The sequence below is a fragment of the Colwellia demingiae genome, assembly GCF_007954275.1.
Classification (GTDB): Bacteria; Pseudomonadota; Gammaproteobacteria; order Enterobacterales; family Alteromonadaceae; genus Colwellia; species Colwellia demingiae.
On the sequence record NZ_VOLT01000001.1, the window covers coordinates 505,302 to 527,236 of the forward strand.

Genomic DNA, 21,935 nt, shown 5'->3' on the forward strand with positions numbered 1-21,935 from the left:
GAGCATTTACCTTATACATTTACCGTGTTCTTTAGCGTGATCTTTACCGGGATAATTCGCATTGAGATTCTTGTGCATCAAAACCAAGCGTATCAAGTTCAGTTACGGGATGAAGCATGCCAGGCTGTGGAGACTGCGATACCAGAGCGTGAGGATGTACCAAAGCCATCGGCATTCTTAATTGTCGGCTCCAAGCACGAAAACTAAGCTTGCGCCCTTTGTACGCCGCCAATTCAAAATCCACCGAGTTAATATATTTGATGAGCTCACTACTCGTGTTTGAATGAAGTCTATGTACCGATTGAGCAACACTGCGCACGGCTAGATAACCAGCAAAGTCTATTTCATTCATTTTTCTATCAGCCATCTGCATAAAACGATTTTGCAGTTGAGTAGCGCCCCACTGCTCTATCGCACTATGCCATGCCAAAGCTTCCAAACCGGCCGAGCCTATTACAGGCCGAGGTAAATAAGTATTAAAGGGTAAAAATTCAGCAAAAGCTTTTGATTGGTCAGCAACATAAACAACATCATAATCTTTTACGGTTTGAGTAAACAAAGGTATTTCTTGTTGTGCACTACGCCTAAGGTCGGTATTAAAATCCCACTGCTTTTCATCGATAATTTTCAAACCAAAACGTTTCGCCGCCCGCTTAAACGAAGTGGCCAGCTGAAGATCTTCGGCTTTACTACCCTGTATTAATAATACTTTATTCATCCGACGATAAAGCAACCACTGAGCAAGGGCATCAGATTTCATAGCATCACTGGGTATGGTATGAAATACAGAAGCTAAACACTGCGTATTACGTAATTCATCAGCAGATTCACTGACATTAAACAGCAACACTGGCTTGTTTTTGGCCCAGAGATCTACTTGCACCAGTTGTGTTAAGGGCGCTTCAAGAATAAAAATGCGTCGGCCCTGTTGATATTCTTCTTCCAGATAATCTAAAAACTGCGCAGTTTTCGTCGCAATAAAGTAGTTTAATGTAAAGTGTTGCTGTAAAAATTTTCCGGTGGTATTAGAGTCACTGATAGCTAGCTTAGCGCCCATATAGCCACTGTTTTCTGGCTTTTTAAAAAGAGTTGATACGCCAGGAGCTTGTTGCTGCGCTAACTTTACATAACTGATATCAAGAGTGATGGGGCTTGCTAATGCATTAAAACAACTAAAAAGACTAAGAAAAAATAGCCACATAGAGCTAGCAATACTTTTCACTAGATACTTTTTAAACCTTACTCTTGTCACAATAAACATGGCGACCCCAAAAATAAAAAACTCGATGACTATCAGTTATACCCAACAGATTAAACGAATGTACTTATGTATAAGCATATAGAAAAATCTCATAAAGTTAAAAAGACAATAATTCCATCAGAACACCATAATGAATTGATATATAACAAAATAAAATTAATTATGCAGTTTTCTACCCCTAAATTCATACTAAAGGATGAGGCTTAACCGCGCTAAAGTACAATTCTTGAAGGTCACTAACCTCGTTAAGATGGTTCTATTAGAATTAAACACCACAATTTTTTACGTGAAAGAAGGTACACAGTGATGATAAAACTTAACTTAGGTCGTAGCCATTTAATTGCATTCATATCAATATGTTCATTTGGCGTAGCGGCTCACGGCCCTGTGACCCCGCAATCAATTAACACCTCAACATTGCCCACATTGGGCGAAGAATGGGCAGACACTAACCCTTACCGCACAAAAGAAGGTGACGTACGCACTGAAATTTTACGTATTGGTGCATCAGCCTATAACCAAAATTGTGCTCGCTGTCATGGGTTAGGTGGAATATCTGGCGGTATTGCTCCCGACTTACGTCAATTACCAGCAGATTATGATGGTGATGAGTGGTTTATTTATCGTGTACAAAATGGCGCGGTACGTAATGGTGCTGTTTACATGCCGAAAATGACTGAACATTTAAACCAAGAAGCACTTTGGTCTATTCGTACTTGGTTAGAGTCAGTAAGTGATGAAGAATAAATTTTATTCTCTATTTTTGTGGTTAAGTTGTTGCAGCATATTGTGCTCAACAACTTTTGCGCGATCTTATGATGATATTATTGAAAGCAATGAAATTACCGTTGCTGTTTATAGCGATTTCATCCCCTTTTCATACAGAGAAAACGGGGAAGCCAAAGGCATTGATATTGATGTCGCAAAACATATTGCCAAACAGTTAGGCGTGACACTTCGATTCAGGTGGGTAACCGCCGATGAAAATGTTGAAGATGACTTACGCAATAATTTATGGAAAGGACACTTCCTTAAGCGTAGTGTTGCTGACTTAATGCTCAGAGTCCCCTACGATAAGAAATATTCTGAGCTGCGAGACGATATTGGTGAACGGGTACATGAACAGGTACACATGTTCGCTCCCTACCATACAGAATCATGGAAAATCGTTTTCAATACTAAAAAAATTGACGATGTTAGCACCATGGCAGTCTTTCAATATCATGACATAGGTGTCGAAGTAGACTCCATTCCCCAGTTTTACCTTCTATCAGTCTTCAATGGTCGAATGCGCAACAAAACCAAACAGTATTCTTCACTAGCATTAGCTATTTCAGCAATGTCTGAACAGAAGATTGATGCCGTAATGGGACTTCGAAGTCAGATAAGTCATTACCAACATCAGCTTGACTCCCCTACTTACCAGTTAGCCACCAATGCCTTTCCGATGTTAGGAAAACAACAATGGGATATAGGTATGGCGGTAAAAAGTGACTATCGCCAATTAGGTTACGCCATTGCTGATATTGTCGAAGCTATGGTAAGCCAAGGACAAATGAAGAAAATATTTAAACAGTACAACGCAGTTTACAAAATTCCAAACCTGTACTCGGTCAGTGATAAATAGCAGTCTGTGATGAACGACAGTCAAACTCATCCTTTTTCATCATACTAAATGATGAAAAAAACGCTACTGCCGAGTAATAGAGAAGTAAATAGAGACGTTTTAATATCGTTATAGCCTGCTTTAATGTTTTATTCATATCGTTAGATGATGTGTGAATTCATGGACGTTATGCAGGAAGGTAAATAGAGAAGAATATCTTTAACCAAATTTACAACCCAAGAGGAAATAACAATGATAACAACATGTAAAACTAAGGTATTGTCATTATCTATGGCAATTTCTTTATCATTAACAGGCATAGCAAATGCTGATGTAACCGATAAAGATATTGCCAATGACCAAATGACAACTAATGATGTTGTGTCCTATGGACTTGGTCTAAGAGGACAACGTTACAGCCCTCTTGATAAAATAAATATCGACACAGTTAAAGAAATGCGTCCAGTTTGGTCATTCTCATTAGGTGGGGAAAAACAACGTGGTCAAGAATCTCAGCCTATGGTCAAAGATGGCGTCATGTATATTACTGGCTCATACTCTCGTGTGTATGCTATAGACGTTCATACAGGTGACGAACTTTGGCAATATGATGCAAGATTACCTGATGGTATTATGCCTTGCTGTGATGTTATCAACCGTGGCGCAGCACTATACGGCGACCTAGTTATTTTTGGTACCCTTGATGCAAAACTTGTCGCGCTTAATAAAGACACAGGTAAAGTTGTTTGGAAAAAGAAAGTAGAAGATTATAAAGCGGGTTATTCAATTACTGCTGCACCTATTATTGTTAAAGGTAAAGTCATCACAGGTGTTGCTGGTGGTGAATTTGGCGTAGTCGGTAAAGTAAGAGCTTATGATGCCAAAAATGGTAAATTAGTATGGGAACGCCCAACAGTTGAAGGCCACATGGGCTACATCTGGAAAAATGGCAAAAAAGTTGAGAATGGCATTTCTGGTGGTAAAGCAGGTGAAACATGGCCAGCGGAACTTTGGAAATCAGGCGGAGCAGCACCGTGGTTAGGCGGTACTTATGATGCAGACGTTGATTTACTCTTTTTTGGTACCGGTAACCCCGCACCATGGAACTCTCATTTACGTCCAGGTGATAACCTCTTCTCTTCATCACGTTTAGCCATTGATCCAGATACCGGTAAAATTGTTTGGCATTTCCAAACTACGCCACACGACGGTTGGGATTTTGATGGTGTTAACGAACTAGTTTCTTTCGATTATAAAGAAAATGGTAAAACCATTAAAGCAGCAGCAACAGCTGACAGAAATGGTTTCTTCTACGTACTTAATCGTGAAAATGGTGATTTCATTCGAGGTTTCCCGTTTGTTGATAAACAAACATGGGCTTCAGGACTTGATAAAAACGGACGCCCAATTTATATCGATAGTAATAGACCATCGGATCCAAGCGAGTCGAAAGACGGCAACAAAGGTAGCACTGTTGTAGCCGCTCCTGCTTTCTTAGGCGGTAAAAACTGGATGCCAATGGCTTACAGTCAAGATACTGAATTGTTCTATGTACCATCAAACGAATGGGAAATGGATATCTGGAATGAACCTACTGCTTATAAGAAAGGTGCTGCATACCTTGGCGCTGGTTTTACCATTTCAGCAATCAATAAAGACTACATTGGTGTATTAAAAGCAATCGATCCTAAAACAGGTAAAGTTGTTTGGCGTTACAATAACTATGCTCCATTATGGGGTGGTGTATTAGCCACTGCAGGTAACCTAGTCTTTACCGGGAACCCTGAAGGATACTTATTAGGTCTTGACGCTAAGACGGGTGAAGTTAAATATAAATTTAATACCGGCTCAGGCATCGTTGGTTCCCCTATTACTTGGGAAATGGATGGTGAACAATACCTTTCAGTTCTATCTGGTTGGGGTGGCTCGGTTCCTCTATGGGGCGGTGATGTTGCTAAGCGTATCAAACACTTAAACCAAGGTGGTAGTGTATGGACGTTTAAACTACCTAAGTAGTTTATACAATCTTATCAAAAGGCTTTTGAATTTATTCAAAAGCCTTTTTTATTTAAAAAACAAATACTTTCAAACAGTTAAAACAAAAACCTCAACGTGACTTAATTCAACTCATTCTAAAGTATGATGTTTTCTATGCAAAGGGAGAATAGTCTACTTACCGTACTGCTACTAATATGGATACATGAAACAACGCTTTGGTAATTATCAATTTGATAAGTATCAAAGTAAATATAAACAGGGCCACGGAAAAGAGTTTTACTCTGGCTGGTCTAGATACGAGGTGATATATGATCTATGCAAACCCAGGCAGTGAAGGTTCTGTCGTTTCTTTTAAACCTAAATATGAAAATTTTATCGGCGGTAAATGGGTTGCTCCAGTAAAGGGAAATTATTTTACTAACACCACCCCCGTAACTGGCGAAGCAATTTGTGAAATCCCACGTTCAAGCGCTGAAGATATTGAGCTAGCACTTGATGCTGCTCATGCTGCAAAAGTGGCCTGGGGTAAAACCTCAGTACAAGAACGTTCAAACATCTTATTAAAAATTGCCGACCGTATTGAAGCAAACCTTGAGTTAATAGCGGTAGCTGAAACTTGGGATAATGGTAAACCAGTACGTGAAACACTCAATGCTGATATTCCATTAACGGTTGATCATTTCCGCTATTATGCTGGTTGTATCCGTGCTCAAGAAGGTACTCTTTCACAAATAGATGATGATACGGTTGCTTATCACTTCCATGAGCCTATCGGTGTTGTTGGTCAAATAATTCCGTGGAACTTTCCTATGCTAATGGCTGCATGGAAATTAGCGCCAGCGCTTGCTGCTGGTAACTGTATTATTCTTAAACCAGCTGAGCAAACACCGGCAAGTATTCTTGTGTTTATGGAGCTGATTGCTGACTTGTTACCGGATGGTGTATTGAATATTGTTAATGGCTACGGTAAAGAAGCCGGTGAAGCATTAGCGACTAGTACCCGTATTGGTAAAATTGCTTTTACTGGTTCAACACCGGTTGGCCAACATATATTGAAATGTGCTGCTGAAAATTTAATCCCTTCTACTGTAGAACTTGGTGGTAAATCACCAAACATATTCTTTGGTGATATCACTCAATTTGAAGATGATTACCTGGATAAATGTGCTGAAGGTTTTGCTTTAGGTTTCTTTAACCAAGGTGAGGTATGTACATGTCCTTCTCGTGCACTAGTACAAGAAGATATTTTTGATGAGTTCATGGCAAAAGTTCTTGAGAAAACTAAAAATATCGTTCGAGGTAACCCGCTTGATGTTAACACTATGGTTGGCGCACAAGCTTCTAAAGAGCAATATGAAAAAATTAAAGGTTATCTACAAATAGGTAAAGATGAAGGCGCAACGGTACTTTCTGGCGGTGAAGCTGAAAGTTTAGACGGTCCACTAGGTACCGGTTACTACATCCAGCCAACTATTTTAAAAGGTAAAAACTCAATGCGAGTTTTCCAAGAAGAAATTTTTGGACCGGTTATTTCTGTGACTACCTTTAAAGATGCTGAAGAAGCGTTACAAATAGCTAACGACACTGCTTTTGGTTTAGGTGCTGGTGTTTGGACGCGTGATGCTAACCTTGCTCATCGCATGGGTCGTGGTATTGAATCAGGACGAGTGTGGACTAACTGTTACCATTTATATCCTGCTCATGCTGCCTTTGGTGGTTATAAGAAATCAGGTATTGGTCGCGAAACTCACAAGATGATGCTTGATCATTATCAGCAAACTAAGAACTTATTAGTGAGCTATAGCACAAGTCCTTTAGGCTTCTTTTAAAGCTATCTTTAAATTTATATTTTAGCGCTTAGGCCTTAGGTGAATGAGTGTCCCTCAATAAGAGACACTCATTTTTTTTTAGTAAAGCTAAAAATCAAACAAGCTTAGTGTTTATTCTTACTAACGCTTTTAACGATTTATTTGGGTGTTAACATGCCTTTGAAACAATTAAAAAACCTCAAAACATGGGTTATCTTTGCCCTACTTTTAATGTTAACAACTTCCTTTTATTCTGTTGCTTTTAATACAACGACTCATGCCAATGTTACCGCAATCTCAGATGAAGTCGCTCAACTATTTCCTAGTGCAACACGCGTTGGACCTATTGATAAAAAAATTGCCGTAACCCCTATTTATCAATTAAATGAACTACTGGGTTATGTTTTTGAATCAGATGATTTTGTTAATTTTATTGGGTTTTCTGGTCAAACAATTAACCTGCTAATAGGTATGGATACGCAAGGCGTTTTTACCGGTTTAAAAATACTCAATCATAATGAACCGATTTTTTTGCACGGCTTAGGCGAGCAGCCTATGTTCAAATTTATCAAACAATATCAAGGGCATTCAATTAAAGAGCGATTTATTGTTAACGCTCGGTCTAAAACATCTGTTGATGCTACCTATATTGACGGCGTCACACGCGCAACAATATCAGTACTAGTAATCAACGACACCATTACCGCTTCAGCACTTAAAGTCGCACGAGAAAGGCTATCTGGCTTTGTTGCGCCATCACAAACCAGCATTAATCCAGACTACTATCAAACACTCAACTTTGAAGAACTCGTTAACAAAAACTTCATCAAGCATTGGCAGCTTACCCGTGAGCAAGCAATCGCGTTGACTAAAACATCACCGACAAACTTAGCGGATGAAATTAACCAGGTTACTGAAGAGGGAGATGAATTTATCGACTTGTATTTTGCCTTCGTCAATATCCCTATCATAGGTAAAAATTTATTAGGTGAACAAGAATACCAACGCTTGCTTGAGAGCTTAAAACCCGGTGAACACGCGTTAATGATGTTTAGTGACGGTAAGTATCATTTTGTTAGTGAAGACTTTACCCCACAAACAGTGCCTAATCGTTTAAGTGCACAGCAAGCGACTCTGCCTGTGGATATTCGTGATATCGACTTTTACAGTTTTTACGATCCTTCCTTTTCACTCACCGTCCCCGACTTTAATGAAATTAGGGTGTTTAGAATAAAGTCTCAGTCGGGTTTTGAATTAAATAAAGAATTTTCATTATCGTTAATGCTGAGTTACAACAAGTCGTTCTTATCAAAGCAACAACACAGTTTTACTATCAATAACACCTTACCTGACAGTTTATTTATTCATAAAGAGCCCGAAATCAACCCTGAAGAAAATCGACCTTTGTGGTTGAAAATTTGGATAAGCCGTAGCACGGATATCATTATACTTGGCATTTATCTTATCTTTTTAGTTTGGCTATTTATCAAACAAGAAACACTCGCCAAAAATGCTAAAGCCACCCACAAAATACGATTTACCTCATTAACCTTTGTCATTGCTTTTATAGGATTTTATGCGCAAGGTCAATTATCAGTGGTCAATATTTACACCTTATTTCTGTCAATCTGGCAAGGTTTTAATATCAATGTATTTCTCCTTGATCCAATAATTTTTATCTTATGGGTCTTTGTCTTTATTAGCCTTTTTCTCTGGGGAAGAGGCCTGTTCTGCGGTTGGCTGTGCCCCTTTGGTGCATTACAAGAGTTTGCCGCTTTAGTGGCGAGTAAACTAAAAATAAAGCAAATAAAAATAAAACCTCATCACCATAAAAACGCACAAAAAATAAAATATGCAGTGCTTATTTTATTGGTTGGCAGCTCATTTTATTCACTCACGCTTGCAGAGCAGTTGGCTGAAATTGAACCCTTTAAAACCAGTATCACACTCAATTTCGTTCGTTATTGGCCGTTTGTTTTATATGTAGTATTACTACTTGTCGTTAGCTTGAAAATACACAAATTTTACTGTCGTTATTTGTGTCCATTAGGCGCAGGACTTGCCATTATTGGCCGATATCCACTTTTCAAATGGCTGACACGACGCAAAGAGTGTGGCTCTCCATGCCAACTTTGCCGTAACAAAAAGTGTGGTATTGATGCTATCAATAAAGACGGCTCTATTGACTATGGTGAATGTATTCAATGCTTAGAATGTTTAGTTACCATCAAAAGTCCAAAAGAGTGTGTGGTTGATAAATATTCGAAAAAAAGAAAAGCTGTAATCTTGGTAACACCGAACACTGATTTTATAAATAATCTCGAGTGAAATTGATAAAAGGTGCTCGATAAAATTAAAGCGTCTACGAACTATGATAACTAACCTAACTAACGGTATAAGTTACCTAGAAATTAACAGCTTAGAAGTAAAGTTAGCACATGCAAATTAGGGTAAATATGGTTATTCTATATTTCATTCATTTTAAAAATGTATCAGGTAGCTGTTAGGCTACCAAAGGGAATTATATGAGTACAATTAAAACAATTACCGCGGTCAGTAATGCGACTGATCCCTTCCTTGCAAGCCAAGAATTGTACCAACAACTTAACCAAGAAAATATCTGCTTTGTGCTATTTTATTGCTCCTCAACTTATGCGCTCGATACACTGGCAAAAACGATGGAAGATACCTTCAAAGAAACCAAAATTGTTGGCTGTACTACCGCAGGAGAAGTAACTCAGCAAGGTTACGAACAACATTCTATTGTTGCCATCGGCTTCTCTAGTGACTACTTTGCTATTAGCGCCAAACTTATCGAGTCAATGGAAAAGTTCGATACCATCAATGCGCAATCAACAATAAATGAGTTAATAGAAGATTGTCATTCAAAAAATTTAACACCCATTAAAAATAACAGTTTTTTACTGACGTTACTCGATGGCCTTTCCTCAAACGAAGAACAATTCCTGGTTACCCTAAACTCAGCGACCCGTGGTATTCCCCATTTTGGCGGCTCTGCTGGAGACGATATTAATTTAGCGAAAACGCATGTGTATTACCAAGGTAATTTTTATCAAAATGCCGCTATCGTGATTATGGTAAACACCCTTTTATCTTTCGAGGTTTTTAATTGTCATCATATCGCACTACCAACGGAAAAATTAGTGGTAACAGCCGCAGATGCTGATAGTAGAACGGTCTATGAATTAAATGCCGAACCTGCTGCACTTGAGTATGCAAAGTTATTAAATATGGATTTAAAGGATTTAAGTCCTGAAGTATTTTCGCTCAATCCTTTAGCCGTTAAAGTCGGCGGTCAATACTATATTCGTTCAATTCAAAAAGTGAATGAAGCTGATTTAAGCCTAACATTCTACTGCGCTGTTGATGTTGGCATTGTACTCACTGCGGTAGAAATGGGTGACATATTTGATCCTGTAACTCAAAAGTTAGATGAAATTTCAAACCGTTACGGTAAACCTGAGTTAGTACTCGCTTGTGATTGCTTTTTAAGACGCTTAGAAATAGAACAAAAAGGTTTAGAAAATAAAGTACAAAAATTAAATGCTAAGTACAACATTGCTGGATTTAATACCTATGGTGAACACATTAATGGCACGCATTTAAATCAAACCTTTACCGGTGTTTACATTGCGGGAGGTATTAATGAGTGATCTATCCCTAGAAGAAGAGTTAGCTCAATTAAAAAAACAAAATATCAAATTAAAAAAAATTAACGATGCCTTAATGCAACGGGTAGAAGACAGCGGAGAAAATCAGTATGCGCCTTATACTGCCTTTGAGCATTCGGTGCACCTAGCTGAACAAGTAAGAGAAAAAACGCAAACCTTAAATGAAACACTGGCAAAACTGGAGCGGAGTAATCACGCATTAAAACAAGCAAATACTCAAGGTAATCTGTTCAAACAACGTTTTATTGATGCAATAGAAAGTATTTCAGAAGCCTTTGTTTTACTCGACAGTAAAGGTCGAATTATTTTACAAAACAGTAATTTTGCCAATTTTTGGATCGACTCAGGTTTACCCATTACAGAAGGCGTCAATCTCAAAGACTTAAAAGATTTAGCCAAAACCCGCGGTATTATTCAACGAGCATCTCCAGGTGATGCGTTTGCCAGCCCTGTATATCAATTATCAGATGGTCGATGGTTTCAATTAAACGAACACCAAACCAGCGAAGGTGGTTGGGTAATGCTCTATACCGACATTACCGCGGTAAAAACAGCAGAAAGTGCCCGTTATGAGCGAGGCATGGCGCAAAAGTCGCTGTTACTACAAAACTTGATTGATAACATTTCTCAAGGTGTAGTGTTGATCAGCAGTCATAACAAAATCGAAGTATGGAATACGCGTTTTGCCCAGATCAGTCAATTATCCCCTCACCTGTTACGAGGCACGCCTACGACTGATAATATGCAACATTTAACGGAACTCGACTTAACACCAAAATCAAGTACCAATAACTATTCTTACACCCAAACATTGATTAACGGAACCGTCTTAGAAATTAAAAGTCATCGACTTAAAAACGGAAAAACAATTAAAACCTATAGCGATATTACCGAACGTCATCGCTACGCGGAATCATTAAGAAAAAGTGAAAGTTGGTTACGATTAATCACGGATAACGTACCCGCAATGATCGCTTATGTCGGTAAGGATCTAAAATATCAGTTTACTAATCAAGTGTACGTTGACTGGTACGGTTGGCCTCAAGGTGGCCTTAATGGCTTAGAATTAGAACAAAGTCGAGTCCATTCAAATTTTACTAAAATAAGGCGTTACGTTGATCGAGCCTTGGAAGGTGAAAGTGTTAGTTTTACCATTGATGAAAAAAACAAATTTGGTGAATCGAGCTATTTATTAAAATCTTATGTGCCTAATCGTGATGTTAACGGTGATGTACTCGGATTTTTCGTGCTCATTCGAGATATTACCGAACGAAGAAAGAATGCCTTAGCTCTGCAAAAAGCCCATGACCAGCTGGAAGTTAGGGTACAAGAGCGAACCTTTCAATTACAAAGTTTAAATGACAAGCTGCAAGTGGAAGTAGAAGATCGCCGTCAAGCGCAATCTAATCTAGTCAAAGCTAAAAGCGAAGCAGAGTTCGCCAACGTTTCAAAAACAAAATTTCTTGCTGCCGTGAGTCATGATTTATTACAACCATTAAATGCAGCCCAATTATTTACCAGTTCATTAATGGAACGTCCTTTAGAAGATAACACTAAAAAGCAGCTTAACTCGGTTGCTAATTCGTTAGACGATTTAGAGAATTTAATCTCTACACTGGTTGATATTTCAAAACTTGATGCAGGTGTGGTCAAAGCCGATAAAAGCTCATTTAAATTGTCAGAACTACTTAACAACCTCGTGAGTGAGTACCAACAAATCAGTGGTCAATTTCAAGTGGAATTACATTATGTCAGTAGTGATGTTGTGGTAAACAGCGACAGTGTATTGCTTGCCCGCATATTGCGTAATTTTCTATCAAATGCCTTTAGATATACGAATAATGGCAAAGTGTTACTTGGCTGTCGACGTCAAGGTAACCATGTATCTATCGAAGTATGGGACAATGGTACCGGTATTGCTCAAGACCAAATTAAAGAAATATTTAAAGAGTTTAAACGTCTTAAAGCTTCTCAAACGGCGTTTCGTAATGGTCTTGGTTTAGGTTTAGCCATTGTAGATAAAATTTCTAAAGTACTCGAACATCCAATTAATGTTAACTCTGCCTTAGGTAAAGGTTCGGTGTTTTCAGTCAAAGTTCCGCTTGGAAAAATAAGTGATTTACCTCAATCAAGTGACCCACTTAATTATATTATGGATACCCCAGTATTAGCGAAAAGTAAGATATGGCTTGTTGATAATGACGCCAGTGTTTGTGCCGGTATGTCACAACTACTAGAAGGCTGGGAGTGTGTGGTAATAACTGCCACCAGTCTAAAGGAATTGCAACAGCAAGTTGATATCAGTCATGATCATGCCGATATATTAATCGTGGATTATCACCTTGATGATGGCGTAAATGGTTTCGATGTAGCAAAAGAAATTAACAGCTTACGAGATAAGCCATTACCGGTGATGATGATTACTGCCAACTACAGTAAGCAACTGAAAAAAGAAGTAAAAGATAGCGATATTCTATTATTAAATAAACCCGTTAAGCCGATGAAATTAAAAACATCAATGTTATATTTATTAAAATAGTTCCTTATTTATACCCGTATTCCGCTAGTATTAAAAGCGCCTTTAAACCTTTTAATACTAGCTGAGCGGTGAATATTTTAATTTTTCGCTAATGATTAATTAATTCTTTTTTGTAACGTGAAAGCCCCTCGAATATCACCAACCTTAAATCCTGTCGCCTGGTCGTTAGGATATAAGGATTTCACCTTCGTGGTGATTTCTTCAGACACATCGCTCCCATGACAAGTTACACATAAGCCAGCAGTGGGAATCGGCTTCATATAACGATAGACTAATTTATCACCTTCTCTCACCGTCTCAGAGTATTCCATGGTTTTTAATTGCTCTCCTGCAGCTTTACGTTTTTCAAATTGACGCAGAGTAGTAGATTCCCATTCATCAGGTGCGTTGCTCTCGTTTCGAACTTTCAATGAAGTCCGCGCTATGTTCCAACCTGATGAAGAAGAATTCTTTACGGCAATTGGCCCAGCTTGAATATTACACTGCTCTAATGCTTTTATAGGTCCACCTGATTTCATCGACGTTTTTAATACGTGCTTTAAATCACTGCCGAACGCTTTTACCAAAGAACGCGCTTGTAGAGTCTCTTGGCTAGCTACATTTTCTCCGGCATTTGCTAGCAATGGTAATATCGATAATGTGCTGACTAACAACACCTTAATGCTCATTGTTTTCATTTACTGCTCCATAGTTGTGTTAATTGTGTGAGTTGTGTTTAAAAATAATTAAGTAATTTTTGATAATAATCGTTATTACTAACCAGTTGGCTGTGGTTGCCTTGTGCAACAATTTTTCCTTGTTGCATTACGATTATTTTATCCATTTTTTCTAGCATCAAAGGTTTGTGAGTGATCACCAGTAGGCTTCGTTGCTGTTGCTTCACATGAGCTAATATATTACTCATTATCTGTTCTTCATTGTGACGATCTAAGCCTTTGGTAGGCTCATCTAAAATCAGTACACTGGCAGAACGCAGTAGTAATTGGGCAATTTGTAATCTTTGAGCTTGACCACCTGAAAGCCCTGTACCACTTGTTCCTAACCAAGTATCGAAACCTTTGGATAACCCCTCAATAAAGTCAATTAAGTTCACTAATTGACAGACTTTACGCATTTCTTCATGTGTTGCATCGTGTTTAGCTAAACGTAAATTATCCGCAATACTTGCCTCAAAAATATGTCCTTGTTGGCTCATCAAGGCAATATGTTGGCGCAATGACTCGCGTTCTATCAAACTCAAATCACACCCTGCAATAGTAATACTGCCTTTGCTGTGTTCACTTTCAGCAGCACTTGATGAGCAATTAGTTGGGGAATGAGATGATGAAAGCGCAACTCCTGTTGGCCAAAAGCCCATCAGTAAATTAACTAACGTTGATTTCCCTGCTCCACTAGCACCGATGATTGCAACTTTTTCGCCAGCTTTTATTGATAAATTAACATCAACTAAGCTAGCTGTTTTTTGCTCTGGATAACTAAAAGTGAAGTTTTCAAAATTAATGTCGCCATGTTTCACTGGTTCAACACCAATATCGATAGGTTTTTCTTTATCGATAATAGCGAATAACCTTGCCGCGCTGGCAAGACTTTGCGGTAACAACTGCAATGCCAACGGCATGCTACTCACGGTTTCAAAACTCACTAATACCAATAAAATAACGGCAACTAAAGACTTACTATCAACTTCACCCATTGATAACTGAGGTAATAACAACAATAAACACGCTAACGCTGATAAATGAATGAGTAAAAAAATGATCGCATTCAATCTGGCATTAATTTTTACTAAACGATAACGTACATCATAATATTGCTTGGTAATGTTTGCTATTGAGCGCTGATAACTGATGCTTACTTGATACACCAAGAGTGTTTTAATCGCGCCAATACCATTGATTAATTCTTCAGTGAGATGGCTTTCTAAATGAGACTTTTCATGCGAGAGTTGTGTTGACGCTAAATAACTGATCACCGGAAAAATAAGTCCAACAATCAATAATGCAACGAGCATTACCCAAGCAATAGAGGGTGAGAAAATGGCAAGAGCATAACAAACGATAGGTACTGATATTAGAGCAACCACAATAGGTAACAGTACCCGTAAATAAAAGTTATCAAGATTATCTATATCTTGCTGCAATCTTGCTAACAGGTCGCCCGATCGTAAATTTATACGGTAATAAGGTAATAACGGCTCTAGCTGTTGATAGAAATAATGGCGTAAATGTGCCAAGGCATTAAACGTTGCTCGATGCGTTAACATGCGTTCTGCGTAGCGCCCCGCGGTGCGCACTATGGCTAAAAATCGTATGACTGCCGCTGGAGTAAAGTAATTTACCGTAATACCTGTTGTTCCGGCAATGGCCATCAATGTAATAAACCAACCAGAAACCGCTAGTAAACTAATGTTGGCTAACACAGTAATGACTGACAATAATGCGCCAAGTAACATTAACGGCAATTGCGGTTTAAGTAAGAAAATTAAGCGTATAAAGACCTTCATACATTTACCTTATATAAACCTTCATTGATGCAGCTCATAAGTTAACCTGCTGCGCATAATAACCATCATGCAGTAACAGCTCTTGATGCGTTCCTGATTCAATGATTTTTCCTTGCTCAAGTACAAATATTTTTTTGGCGTCAATAACCGTATGTAAACGGTGGGCGATAACAATAACGATATGGTTTTTAGCATACGCATTAATTGAAGCGGTGATGATTTGTTCAGTATGTTGATCAAGATGGCTTGTTGGCTCATCCAGTATCAAAACATCGGGTTGATGATAGAATACTCTGGCAAGCGCTAAACGTTGCGCCTGACCACCTGAGAGCCCTGCACCGTCTTCGCCAATTTCACTCTCAATTCCTAGTTCAAGGGTTTGCACAAAATCTGCTAATCCCGCCTTTTCGAGTGCTTCAATCACCAGGTCATCTTGATAATTGTCCGATAAGGCGATATTAAAGGCTAATGAACCAAAGAAAACTTGTGCCTGTTGGGAAATCCATCCGCAATGTTGCAACCAGTGATCACGGTTAGCTGAGGTTAACGGCTGATCGTTGACTATTACCTGTCCAGAATCTGGTTGAACAAATCCTAGCACCATGTCTATTAAGGTTGATTTTCCTGAACCACTTTCACCAATGACGGCATATAAGCCCTGAGATGCAAACTCAATATTCACTTGAGTTAAGGCATTACTACGGTCAGGATAGGCAAACTCTGCTTGCACAAGACTGATTGAAAATGGAGCAGTAAATATTTCCTCTAGCGAATAATGTACTTGTGGTTGACCCAGTATTTCAACCAAATCTTCTGCTGCGGTAACACCAGCCATTTTTGCATGATACTGCGTACCAAGTTGTCTAAAAGGCAAGTAAAACTCAGGAGCGAGTAATAAAACCCATAAAGCGAAAACGTAATCAACATCGCCATAATACAAACGAAAACCTAAAATAACCGCGACTAATGCGATTGAAATAGAAGCTAAAAACTCTAAGACAAATGACGACAGAAAAGCAATCTTTAAAATGCCCATGGTTTCATCACCATAGTCATCACTGATTTTTTTTACGGCGGCTATTTCTCTACGCGAAGCATTGAATATTTTAAGTTGTGTTAATCCTTGGATAATATCAAGAAAATGACTGCTCATTCGCTGTAATTTAGCCCAATGTTCTTGGTTTAATCGCTGTGCCTTATGACCAATAAGTATCATAAAAAATGGCACCATGGGCGCTGTAAGTAATAAAATTAATCCTGATTGCCAATCAATAGGAAATACCGCGATCAATATCGCTAAAGGTATAACTGCGCAGTAAGCAATAACCGGAAGATAACCCGCAAAGTAATCCTCTAATGAATCTATACCTTGATGCAATAAGTGACTTAACTTCGCACTCCCCTTAGTTTGTGTGTAAGCAGGACCAAACTGAAATAAGCGATTAAGCAGTCGTGAACGAATATTGGCTTTAATATCCATAGCACCACGACGGCTATAACATTCACTAAAATAGCCTAAGGCAGCTCGACAAAAAATAAGTGCGACTAATGCTATGCTTATCATGGTGGTATCTGAAAAAAGAATACCATCCGTGATTTCACTGCTGCTTAAACTATTTGTTAAACTCAGATCTTCACTAGGAAATATCACTAAATCAATAAGGTAAGCGAGCATTGCTGTTTGTATTATCATTAATAATCCATTTAATGATCCTAACGCAATAGCGCGGCTTAATTTACCGTGAGCATATCTTTTTTGATATTTGAGCCAGTCATTAACTTGCTTTTTTTGTTGTTCAGTTTGCTCTGTCATTTCTATCAACTTAATACTGGCTCATTTTTAATGCTGCACGATCGTGCTCTTTTATGATTGATCATCGCTATCTTGATCTTTAGCAACATTGTCTACATGTTGCTCCATCTCGTACCACATCACATTAATGATGCCTAAAGAGACCGCGAGTAATACACCCAAAATCCAACTGAAATACCACATAATGTTTTCCTCTATTCTTATTTAGTTTCATGCCAACCGGATTAATAAGCGGTGTGATTATTCTGCTCAATTTCAGCGATGGTAACAGTGCGCCACATTTTTTTGTAACACCAAAGGGTATAACCAATAATGATAGGAATAAAAAAGGCGACTACCATGAACATTAACCCTAACGTTCCTTCACTCGATACGGTATCCCACATTAATAAACTATGATTTGGGACACTGCTCGATGGCATAACAAAGGGAAACATAGCAATGCCAGCAGTTAAAATAATGCTGATAATAGTTAAAGAGCTGCCGATAAAAGCAAATACTTTTACTGAGGTACTCTTACTTTTTATGCTCAATAAAAGTGCCACTAAAAATGGCACAACTAACCCAACAGCAGGTACTAACCATAATAATGGAGTCTCTCTATAATTATTTAGCCAAGCGCCTGAACTTGTAGTTACTTCTTTTATTGTTGGTTGTGCTTGTCCCATGGTATCGATAGTACTAACAACTAAATAACCATCAATACTTTGCCAAACCATCAAACCAGCAATTGCAAAAGCAAGCGATAATACCACCGCAACCACACGACCAATATTAGCCGAACGCTGGGCAACATCAGCATCTGTTCGCATTACCAACCATGTTGAACCATGCATCAACATCATCGCTACACTCACTACACCGGTTAATAAAGTAAAAGGGGTAAACAAAGCCAAAAATGAACCTGTATACGTTACCCGCATTAATGAATCAAAGCCAAATGGCACACCTTGTAGTAAATTACCAAAAGCAACACCAAATACTAACGGCGGTACCATAGAGCCAACAAATAATGCCTTGTCCCAGTTAGTTCGCCATTTTAATGAGTCAATTTTACTACGATAGTCAAAAGCAAGTGGGCGTAAAAACAAACTAAAGAGTGTTAACATCATCGCAAAATAAAAGCCGCTAAATGCCGTAGCATAAACTAAAGGCCACGCGGCAAACAAAGAAGCCCCTGCGGTAATAAACCAAACTTGGTTGCCATCCCAATGCGCGCCGACAGTGTTGATAACGACTCGACTCTCGACATCTTTTTTCGCTACAAAGGGTAACAAACCACCTACGCCCATATCCATACCATCGGTGATTGCAAACCCGATGAAAAGAAAACCGATTAAGCACCACCATATAAATTTCAATGTTTCGTAATCAAACACATATTTCCCCTTAAGAATTCTGGCTGCGAAGACCAGAAGTTAACTCTGGTACTTGTTCAAAATGATAACGTCCGGTATGTAACGCACTAGGGCCCAAACGAGCAAACTTAATCATCAAATACATTTCGATAACAAATAAAATGCTATAAACAACGATAAAGGCAATGAGAGAAAACAGCACATCGCTTGCCTCTAATGATGAAGTAGATAAGAAGGTTGGTAAAATTTCACTAATTGCCCAAGGCTGACGTCCAAATTCAGCAACAAACCAACCTGTTTCTATTGCTATCCAAGGCAGTGGTAGTGCAAAAAGTATTGATTTTAGTAACCAACGTTTTTGCTCTATTTGACGTCGAGCATTAAAATAAAAGGCTAAGCAAAATAACAGCAACATAATGAAGCCGGAAGCAACCATCATTCGAAATGCCCAAAAAACCTGCGCTACGGGTGGCGTGGAATCTTTAACAGCCATTTGTATTTGTGCTTCAGTCGCATCGACCACATTATCGGTATAACGTTTAAGTAATAACCCATAGCCAAGATCTTGTTTTGTTTCATTAAATTTAGCAATATTTTCAGGTGTGTCTTCACCATTACGTAATTTAACTAAGTACTTGTAAGCGATCATGCCATTACGAATGCGAGGTTCATGCGCTTTTTGTAAGTCCCGTAAGCCAATAACTTTTTCATCTAAAGAGCGCGTGGCAATAAGACCCAGCGCATAGGGAATTTTCACTGCATAATGGGTTTCCATAGCTTCATCATCAGGTATGCCGATTAAAGTGAATGCCGCTGGTGCTGGTTCGGTATGATATTCCGCTTCAATAGCAGCAAGTTTAACTCGCTGTACTTCACCCACTTCATAACCTGACTCATCACCCAATAAAATAACAGAAAATATAGCCGCTAAACCAAAACCTGCAGCAACTGAAAAGGAGCGTTTCGCAAACGCAATATCTCTACCTTTGAGTAAGTAATAACTGCTAATGCTTAACACAAACATTGAACCAGCAACATAACCGCCAGCGACAGTGTGAATAAATTTAACTTGCGCAACCGGATTGAAAATAATTTCGCTAAAGCTTACTAACTCCATACGCATTGTCATGTAGTTGAATTCACTTCCGACGGGATTTTGCATCCAACCATTGGCAATCAATATCCATAGCGCAGAAAAGTTGGTGCCTAACGCCATCAGAAATGTGCCCATTAAATGCTGACGTTTACTTAACCTATCCCAGCCTAAAAAGAACATCCCGACAAAAGTAGACTCAAGAAAAAAGGCCATTAACCCTTCAATCGCTAACGGTGCCCCAAACACATCGCCGACATAATGTGAGTAGTATGACCAATTAGTGCCAAATTCGAATTCCATAGTCAGGCCGGTGGCCACACCAATCGCAAAATTGATACCAAATAGCTTGCCCCAAAACTTTGTCATGTCGCGATAAATTTCACGACCTGTCATGACATAAACAGCTTCCATGATGAATAAAATCCATGTTAAACCGATTGTTAAGGGTACAAATAAAAAATGGAATAGTGCGGTAACAGCAAACTGCCACCGCGATAATTCGACTAACGCTTCACTTATCATGTTAATTACTCTCAATTCTGTTCTTTTGTTATTAAAATAGTGTTCCGATGTGCATTCAACGAGTATTCTACTTTCTAGAATGACACTGGATTAAAGTAAATATAGCTGATCGTTATAACCACCGTAGTTTTAATTACGACCAAATAACGAACGGTTAAACAACCTGCTGTTGAATCGAGTGCTTCCCCCACAGTTAATCAATTAGCTTTATTTATTACTTAATGTCTATTTAGCAATAAGCACGCCATAAAAACCAATCACTTAACCAGCTGAAAAATAACAAAATTTAATGAAAATATAATAAACGGTTCAAAATAGCTTTTATTTAAGTCATAAATGACATTAAATAATGACACGTAACGTCAATTATGACGTAAAAATCAAAAGGTTTACGGCAAGTGGTACATCAAACTATTCAAGCAATCATCGAAGCTGTCGAGAAACCAGCAATATTCATTACCCATGATTACTCAATTGAAGCGGTGAATCAGGCTTACCGTGATACCTATACGACAGAAGTAATACTCGGGAAAAGTAAGTGTTTCGAGGTGTCACATAATTTCTCTAAACCTTGTGACCAAAAAGGCGAAGCGTGTCCTCTCTCTTCATGTAAAGAAACGGGTAAGAACAGCTCGGCATTGCACATTCATAAAACAGGCTCTGCTGATATTTATTGCAATATTCTGATGAAACCCGTTAAAGATAACAACGGCATGACCATTGGTTTTTTAGAGATTCTCGAAAAAGTTGATTTTGCGAGCAGCGTCAGTAGCGATCTGAAATTAATAGGTAAAAGTAAGCCGTTTCAAGAGCTCCTCAAAATGATCACGCGCAGTGCAAATAGTAATATCAGCATATTATTACAGGGTGAGACAGGAACAGGTAAAGAGCTCGCGGCTTTATCAATACATCAAGCAAGTAAGCGAGCTAATAAACCATTTATTGAAGTTGAGTGTACCGGACTCAATGAATCCTTATTTGAATCTGAGTTATTCGGCCATGAGAAAGGTGCGTTTACAGGAGCAAACACAAGTAAGAAAGGTTTAGTGTGTATGGCAAATGGTGGCACCTTATTTTTAGATGAAATAGGTGATGTGCCACTTAATTTACAAGTGAAATTATTACGATTACTTGAAACAGGACATTATCGACGAGTCGGTAGTGTTGAAAAGCAAATGGCGAACTTTAGATTAATTTGTGCCAGTCATAAGAATTTAGAAAAAATGGTTGAACAAGGTGAGTTTCGAGAAGATTTATATTATCGGATTGCCGCTTTTCCCATTAGTTTACCAACACTAAGACAAAGAAAATCTGATGTTTCGCTGTTAGCAGAGCATTTATTATCAAAAAGTGAATTCTCCTCGAAGAAGTTTACCCCTGAAGCGCTAACTGCATTATCTCATTATCATTACCCAGGCAATGTAAGAGAGCTTAAAAACATCGTGCAACGAAGTGCCTTATTAAGTGATGATGATTTAATAAACGTTGAACACTTACCCGACAACATTACCAATTTAAACATAATCGAACATCACTCAAGCAATCTGATGTCTAACGAAAAAGAGCACATCACTAAACTACTTAATCAGTACGGTAACCAACCACAAACAATCGCTGATAACTTAGAAGTAAGCGTTAGAACTTTATATAGAAAACTGCAAAAACATCAGTTAAACATCAAAGACTTCTCTTCAACTAAATAAAAATGCCTCTTATTCCTAGAAATAAGAGGCATTGGT

The 21,935-nt window shown here is 38.5% G+C and carries 15 protein-coding genes; 8 read left to right on the plus strand and 7 right to left on the minus strand.

All coding sequences use genetic code 11. The features are described from left to right. Positions 1-43: 43 nt before the first annotated feature. The gene (locus ESZ36_RS02150) at positions 44-1,222 is read right to left on the minus strand and encodes an ABC transporter substrate-binding protein (protein WP_342779707.1); all 1,179 of its coding nucleotides are present in this window, start codon (positions 1,220-1,222) and stop codon (positions 44-46) included. Positions 1,223-1,567: 345 nt separating this feature from the next. Between ESZ36_RS02150 and pedF the strand changes: the two genes are divergently transcribed. The 7 genes from pedF (at position 1,568) to ESZ36_RS02185 (ending at position 12,904) form a co-directional block, all read left to right on the plus strand. Continuing rightward, on the plus strand, positions 1,568-2,008 hold the full coding sequence (pedF, locus tag ESZ36_RS02155) for a cytochrome c-550 PedF (protein WP_146782891.1): 441 nt from the start codon (positions 1,568-1,570) through the stop codon (positions 2,006-2,008). Next, entirely contained in the window at positions 1,998-2,888 is an 891-nt protein-coding gene (locus tag ESZ36_RS02160) for a substrate-binding periplasmic protein (RefSeq protein ID WP_146783273.1), read from the plus strand. Before pedF ends, ESZ36_RS02160 begins: the two co-directional genes overlap by 11 nt. A 231-nt stretch (positions 2,889-3,119) precedes the next feature. After that, a complete protein-coding gene (locus ESZ36_RS02165; RefSeq protein WP_146782894.1) occupies positions 3,120-4,883 on the plus strand; it encodes a PQQ-dependent methanol/ethanol family dehydrogenase in 1,764 nt (587 codons plus the stop codon). A gap of 290 nt (positions 4,884-5,173) precedes the next feature. Continuing rightward, a complete protein-coding gene (gene exaC / locus ESZ36_RS02170) occupies positions 5,174-6,694 on the plus strand; it encodes an acetaldehyde dehydrogenase ExaC (protein ID WP_146782897.1) in 1,521 nt (506 codons plus the stop codon). A gap of 153 nt (positions 6,695-6,847) precedes the next feature. Then, positions 6,848-9,001, plus strand: coding sequence for a 4Fe-4S binding protein (locus ESZ36_RS02175; protein ID WP_146782900.1), 2,154 nt, complete (start codon positions 6,848-6,850; stop codon positions 8,999-9,001). Between the two features lie 197 nt (positions 9,002-9,198). Beyond that, a complete protein-coding gene (gene nosP, locus ESZ36_RS02180; protein ID WP_146782903.1) occupies positions 9,199-10,347 on the plus strand; it encodes a nitric oxide-sensing protein NosP in 1,149 nt (382 codons plus the stop codon). Continuing rightward, positions 10,340-12,904, plus strand: coding sequence for a hybrid sensor histidine kinase/response regulator (locus ESZ36_RS02185; RefSeq protein ID WP_146782906.1), 2,565 nt, complete (start codon positions 10,340-10,342; stop codon positions 12,902-12,904). The genes nosP and ESZ36_RS02185 overlap by 8 nt, the downstream gene beginning before the upstream one ends. A 95-nt stretch (positions 12,905-12,999) precedes the next feature. On the opposite strand, the gene ESZ36_RS02190 is transcribed toward ESZ36_RS02185, so the two are convergent. Genes ESZ36_RS02190 through ESZ36_RS02215 form a run of 6 tightly spaced genes read right to left on the minus strand, consistent with a single transcriptional unit; the run spans position 13,000 to position 20,196 of the window. Beyond that, complete coding sequence (locus tag ESZ36_RS02190) at positions 13,000-13,581, minus strand: Tll0287-like domain-containing protein (protein WP_146782909.1); 582 nt, start codon at positions 13,579-13,581, stop codon at positions 13,000-13,002. A 38-nt stretch (positions 13,582-13,619) separates the two neighbouring features. Next, entirely contained in the window at positions 13,620-15,407 is a 1,788-nt protein-coding gene (gene cydC / locus ESZ36_RS02195) for a thiol reductant ABC exporter subunit CydC (RefSeq protein ID WP_146782912.1), read from the minus strand. Between the two features lie 34 nt (positions 15,408-15,441). Beyond that, on the minus strand, positions 15,442-17,220 hold the full coding sequence (cydD, locus tag ESZ36_RS02200) for a thiol reductant ABC exporter subunit CydD (RefSeq protein WP_146782915.1): 1,779 nt from the start codon (positions 17,218-17,220) through the stop codon (positions 15,442-15,444). Between the two features lie 51 nt (positions 17,221-17,271). Then, positions 17,272-17,403 carry a cytochrome bd-I oxidase subunit CydX gene (gene cydX, locus ESZ36_RS02205; RefSeq protein ID WP_146782918.1) on the minus strand — a complete coding sequence of 44 codons (132 nt, stop codon included), beginning with the start codon at positions 17,401-17,403 and terminating at the stop codon, positions 17,272-17,274. A 41-nt stretch (positions 17,404-17,444) separates the two neighbouring features. Then, a complete protein-coding gene (gene cydB, locus ESZ36_RS02210) occupies positions 17,445-18,599 on the minus strand; it encodes a cytochrome d ubiquinol oxidase subunit II (protein ID WP_146782921.1) in 1,155 nt (384 codons plus the stop codon). 10 nt (positions 18,600-18,609) lie between these two features. Further along, positions 18,610-20,196, minus strand: a complete 1,587-nt coding sequence (locus ESZ36_RS02215; RefSeq protein ID WP_146783276.1) for a cytochrome ubiquinol oxidase subunit I — start codon at positions 20,194-20,196, stop codon at positions 18,610-18,612. A 398-nt stretch (positions 20,197-20,594) separates the two neighbouring features. Here ESZ36_RS02215 and ESZ36_RS02220 point away from each other — a divergent pair, with 398 nt between their 5' ends. Next, positions 20,595-21,899, plus strand: a complete 1,305-nt coding sequence (locus ESZ36_RS02220) for a sigma-54 interaction domain-containing protein (protein ID WP_146782924.1) — start codon at positions 20,595-20,597, stop codon at positions 21,897-21,899. Positions 21,900-21,935 lie beyond the last annotated feature (36 nt).

Coding starts and splice junctions, on each gene's coding strand:
- pedF (WP_146782891.1), top strand. CDS start 1,568: ATGATAAAACTTAACTTAGGTCGTAGCCATTTAATTGCATTCATATCA.
- ESZ36_RS02160 (WP_146783273.1), top strand. CDS start 1,998: ATGAAGAATAAATTTTATTCTCTATTTTTGTGGTTAAGTTGTTGCAGC.
- ESZ36_RS02165 (WP_146782894.1), top strand. CDS start 3,120: ATGATAACAACATGTAAAACTAAGGTATTGTCATTATCTATGGCAATT.
- exaC (WP_146782897.1), top strand. CDS start 5,174: ATGATCTATGCAAACCCAGGCAGTGAAGGTTCTGTCGTTTCTTTTAAA.
- ESZ36_RS02175 (WP_146782900.1), top strand. CDS start 6,848: ATGCCTTTGAAACAATTAAAAAACCTCAAAACATGGGTTATCTTTGCC.
- nosP (WP_146782903.1), top strand. CDS start 9,199: ATGAGTACAATTAAAACAATTACCGCGGTCAGTAATGCGACTGATCCC.
- ESZ36_RS02185 (WP_146782906.1), top strand. CDS start 10,340: ATGAGTGATCTATCCCTAGAAGAAGAGTTAGCTCAATTAAAAAAACAA.
- ESZ36_RS02190 (WP_146782909.1), bottom strand. CDS start 13,581: ATGAAAACAATGAGCATTAAGGTGTTGTTAGTCAGCACATTATCGATA.
- cydC (WP_146782912.1), bottom strand. CDS start 15,407: ATGAAGGTCTTTATACGCTTAATTTTCTTACTTAAACCGCAATTGCCG.
- cydD (WP_146782915.1), bottom strand. CDS start 17,220: ATGACAGAGCAAACTGAACAACAAAAAAAGCAAGTTAATGACTGGCTC.
- cydX (WP_146782918.1), bottom strand. CDS start 17,403: ATGTGGTATTTCAGTTGGATTTTGGGTGTATTACTCGCGGTCTCTTTA.
- ESZ36_RS02215 (WP_146783276.1), bottom strand. CDS start 20,196: ATGATAAGTGAAGCGTTAGTCGAATTATCGCGGTGGCAGTTTGCTGTT.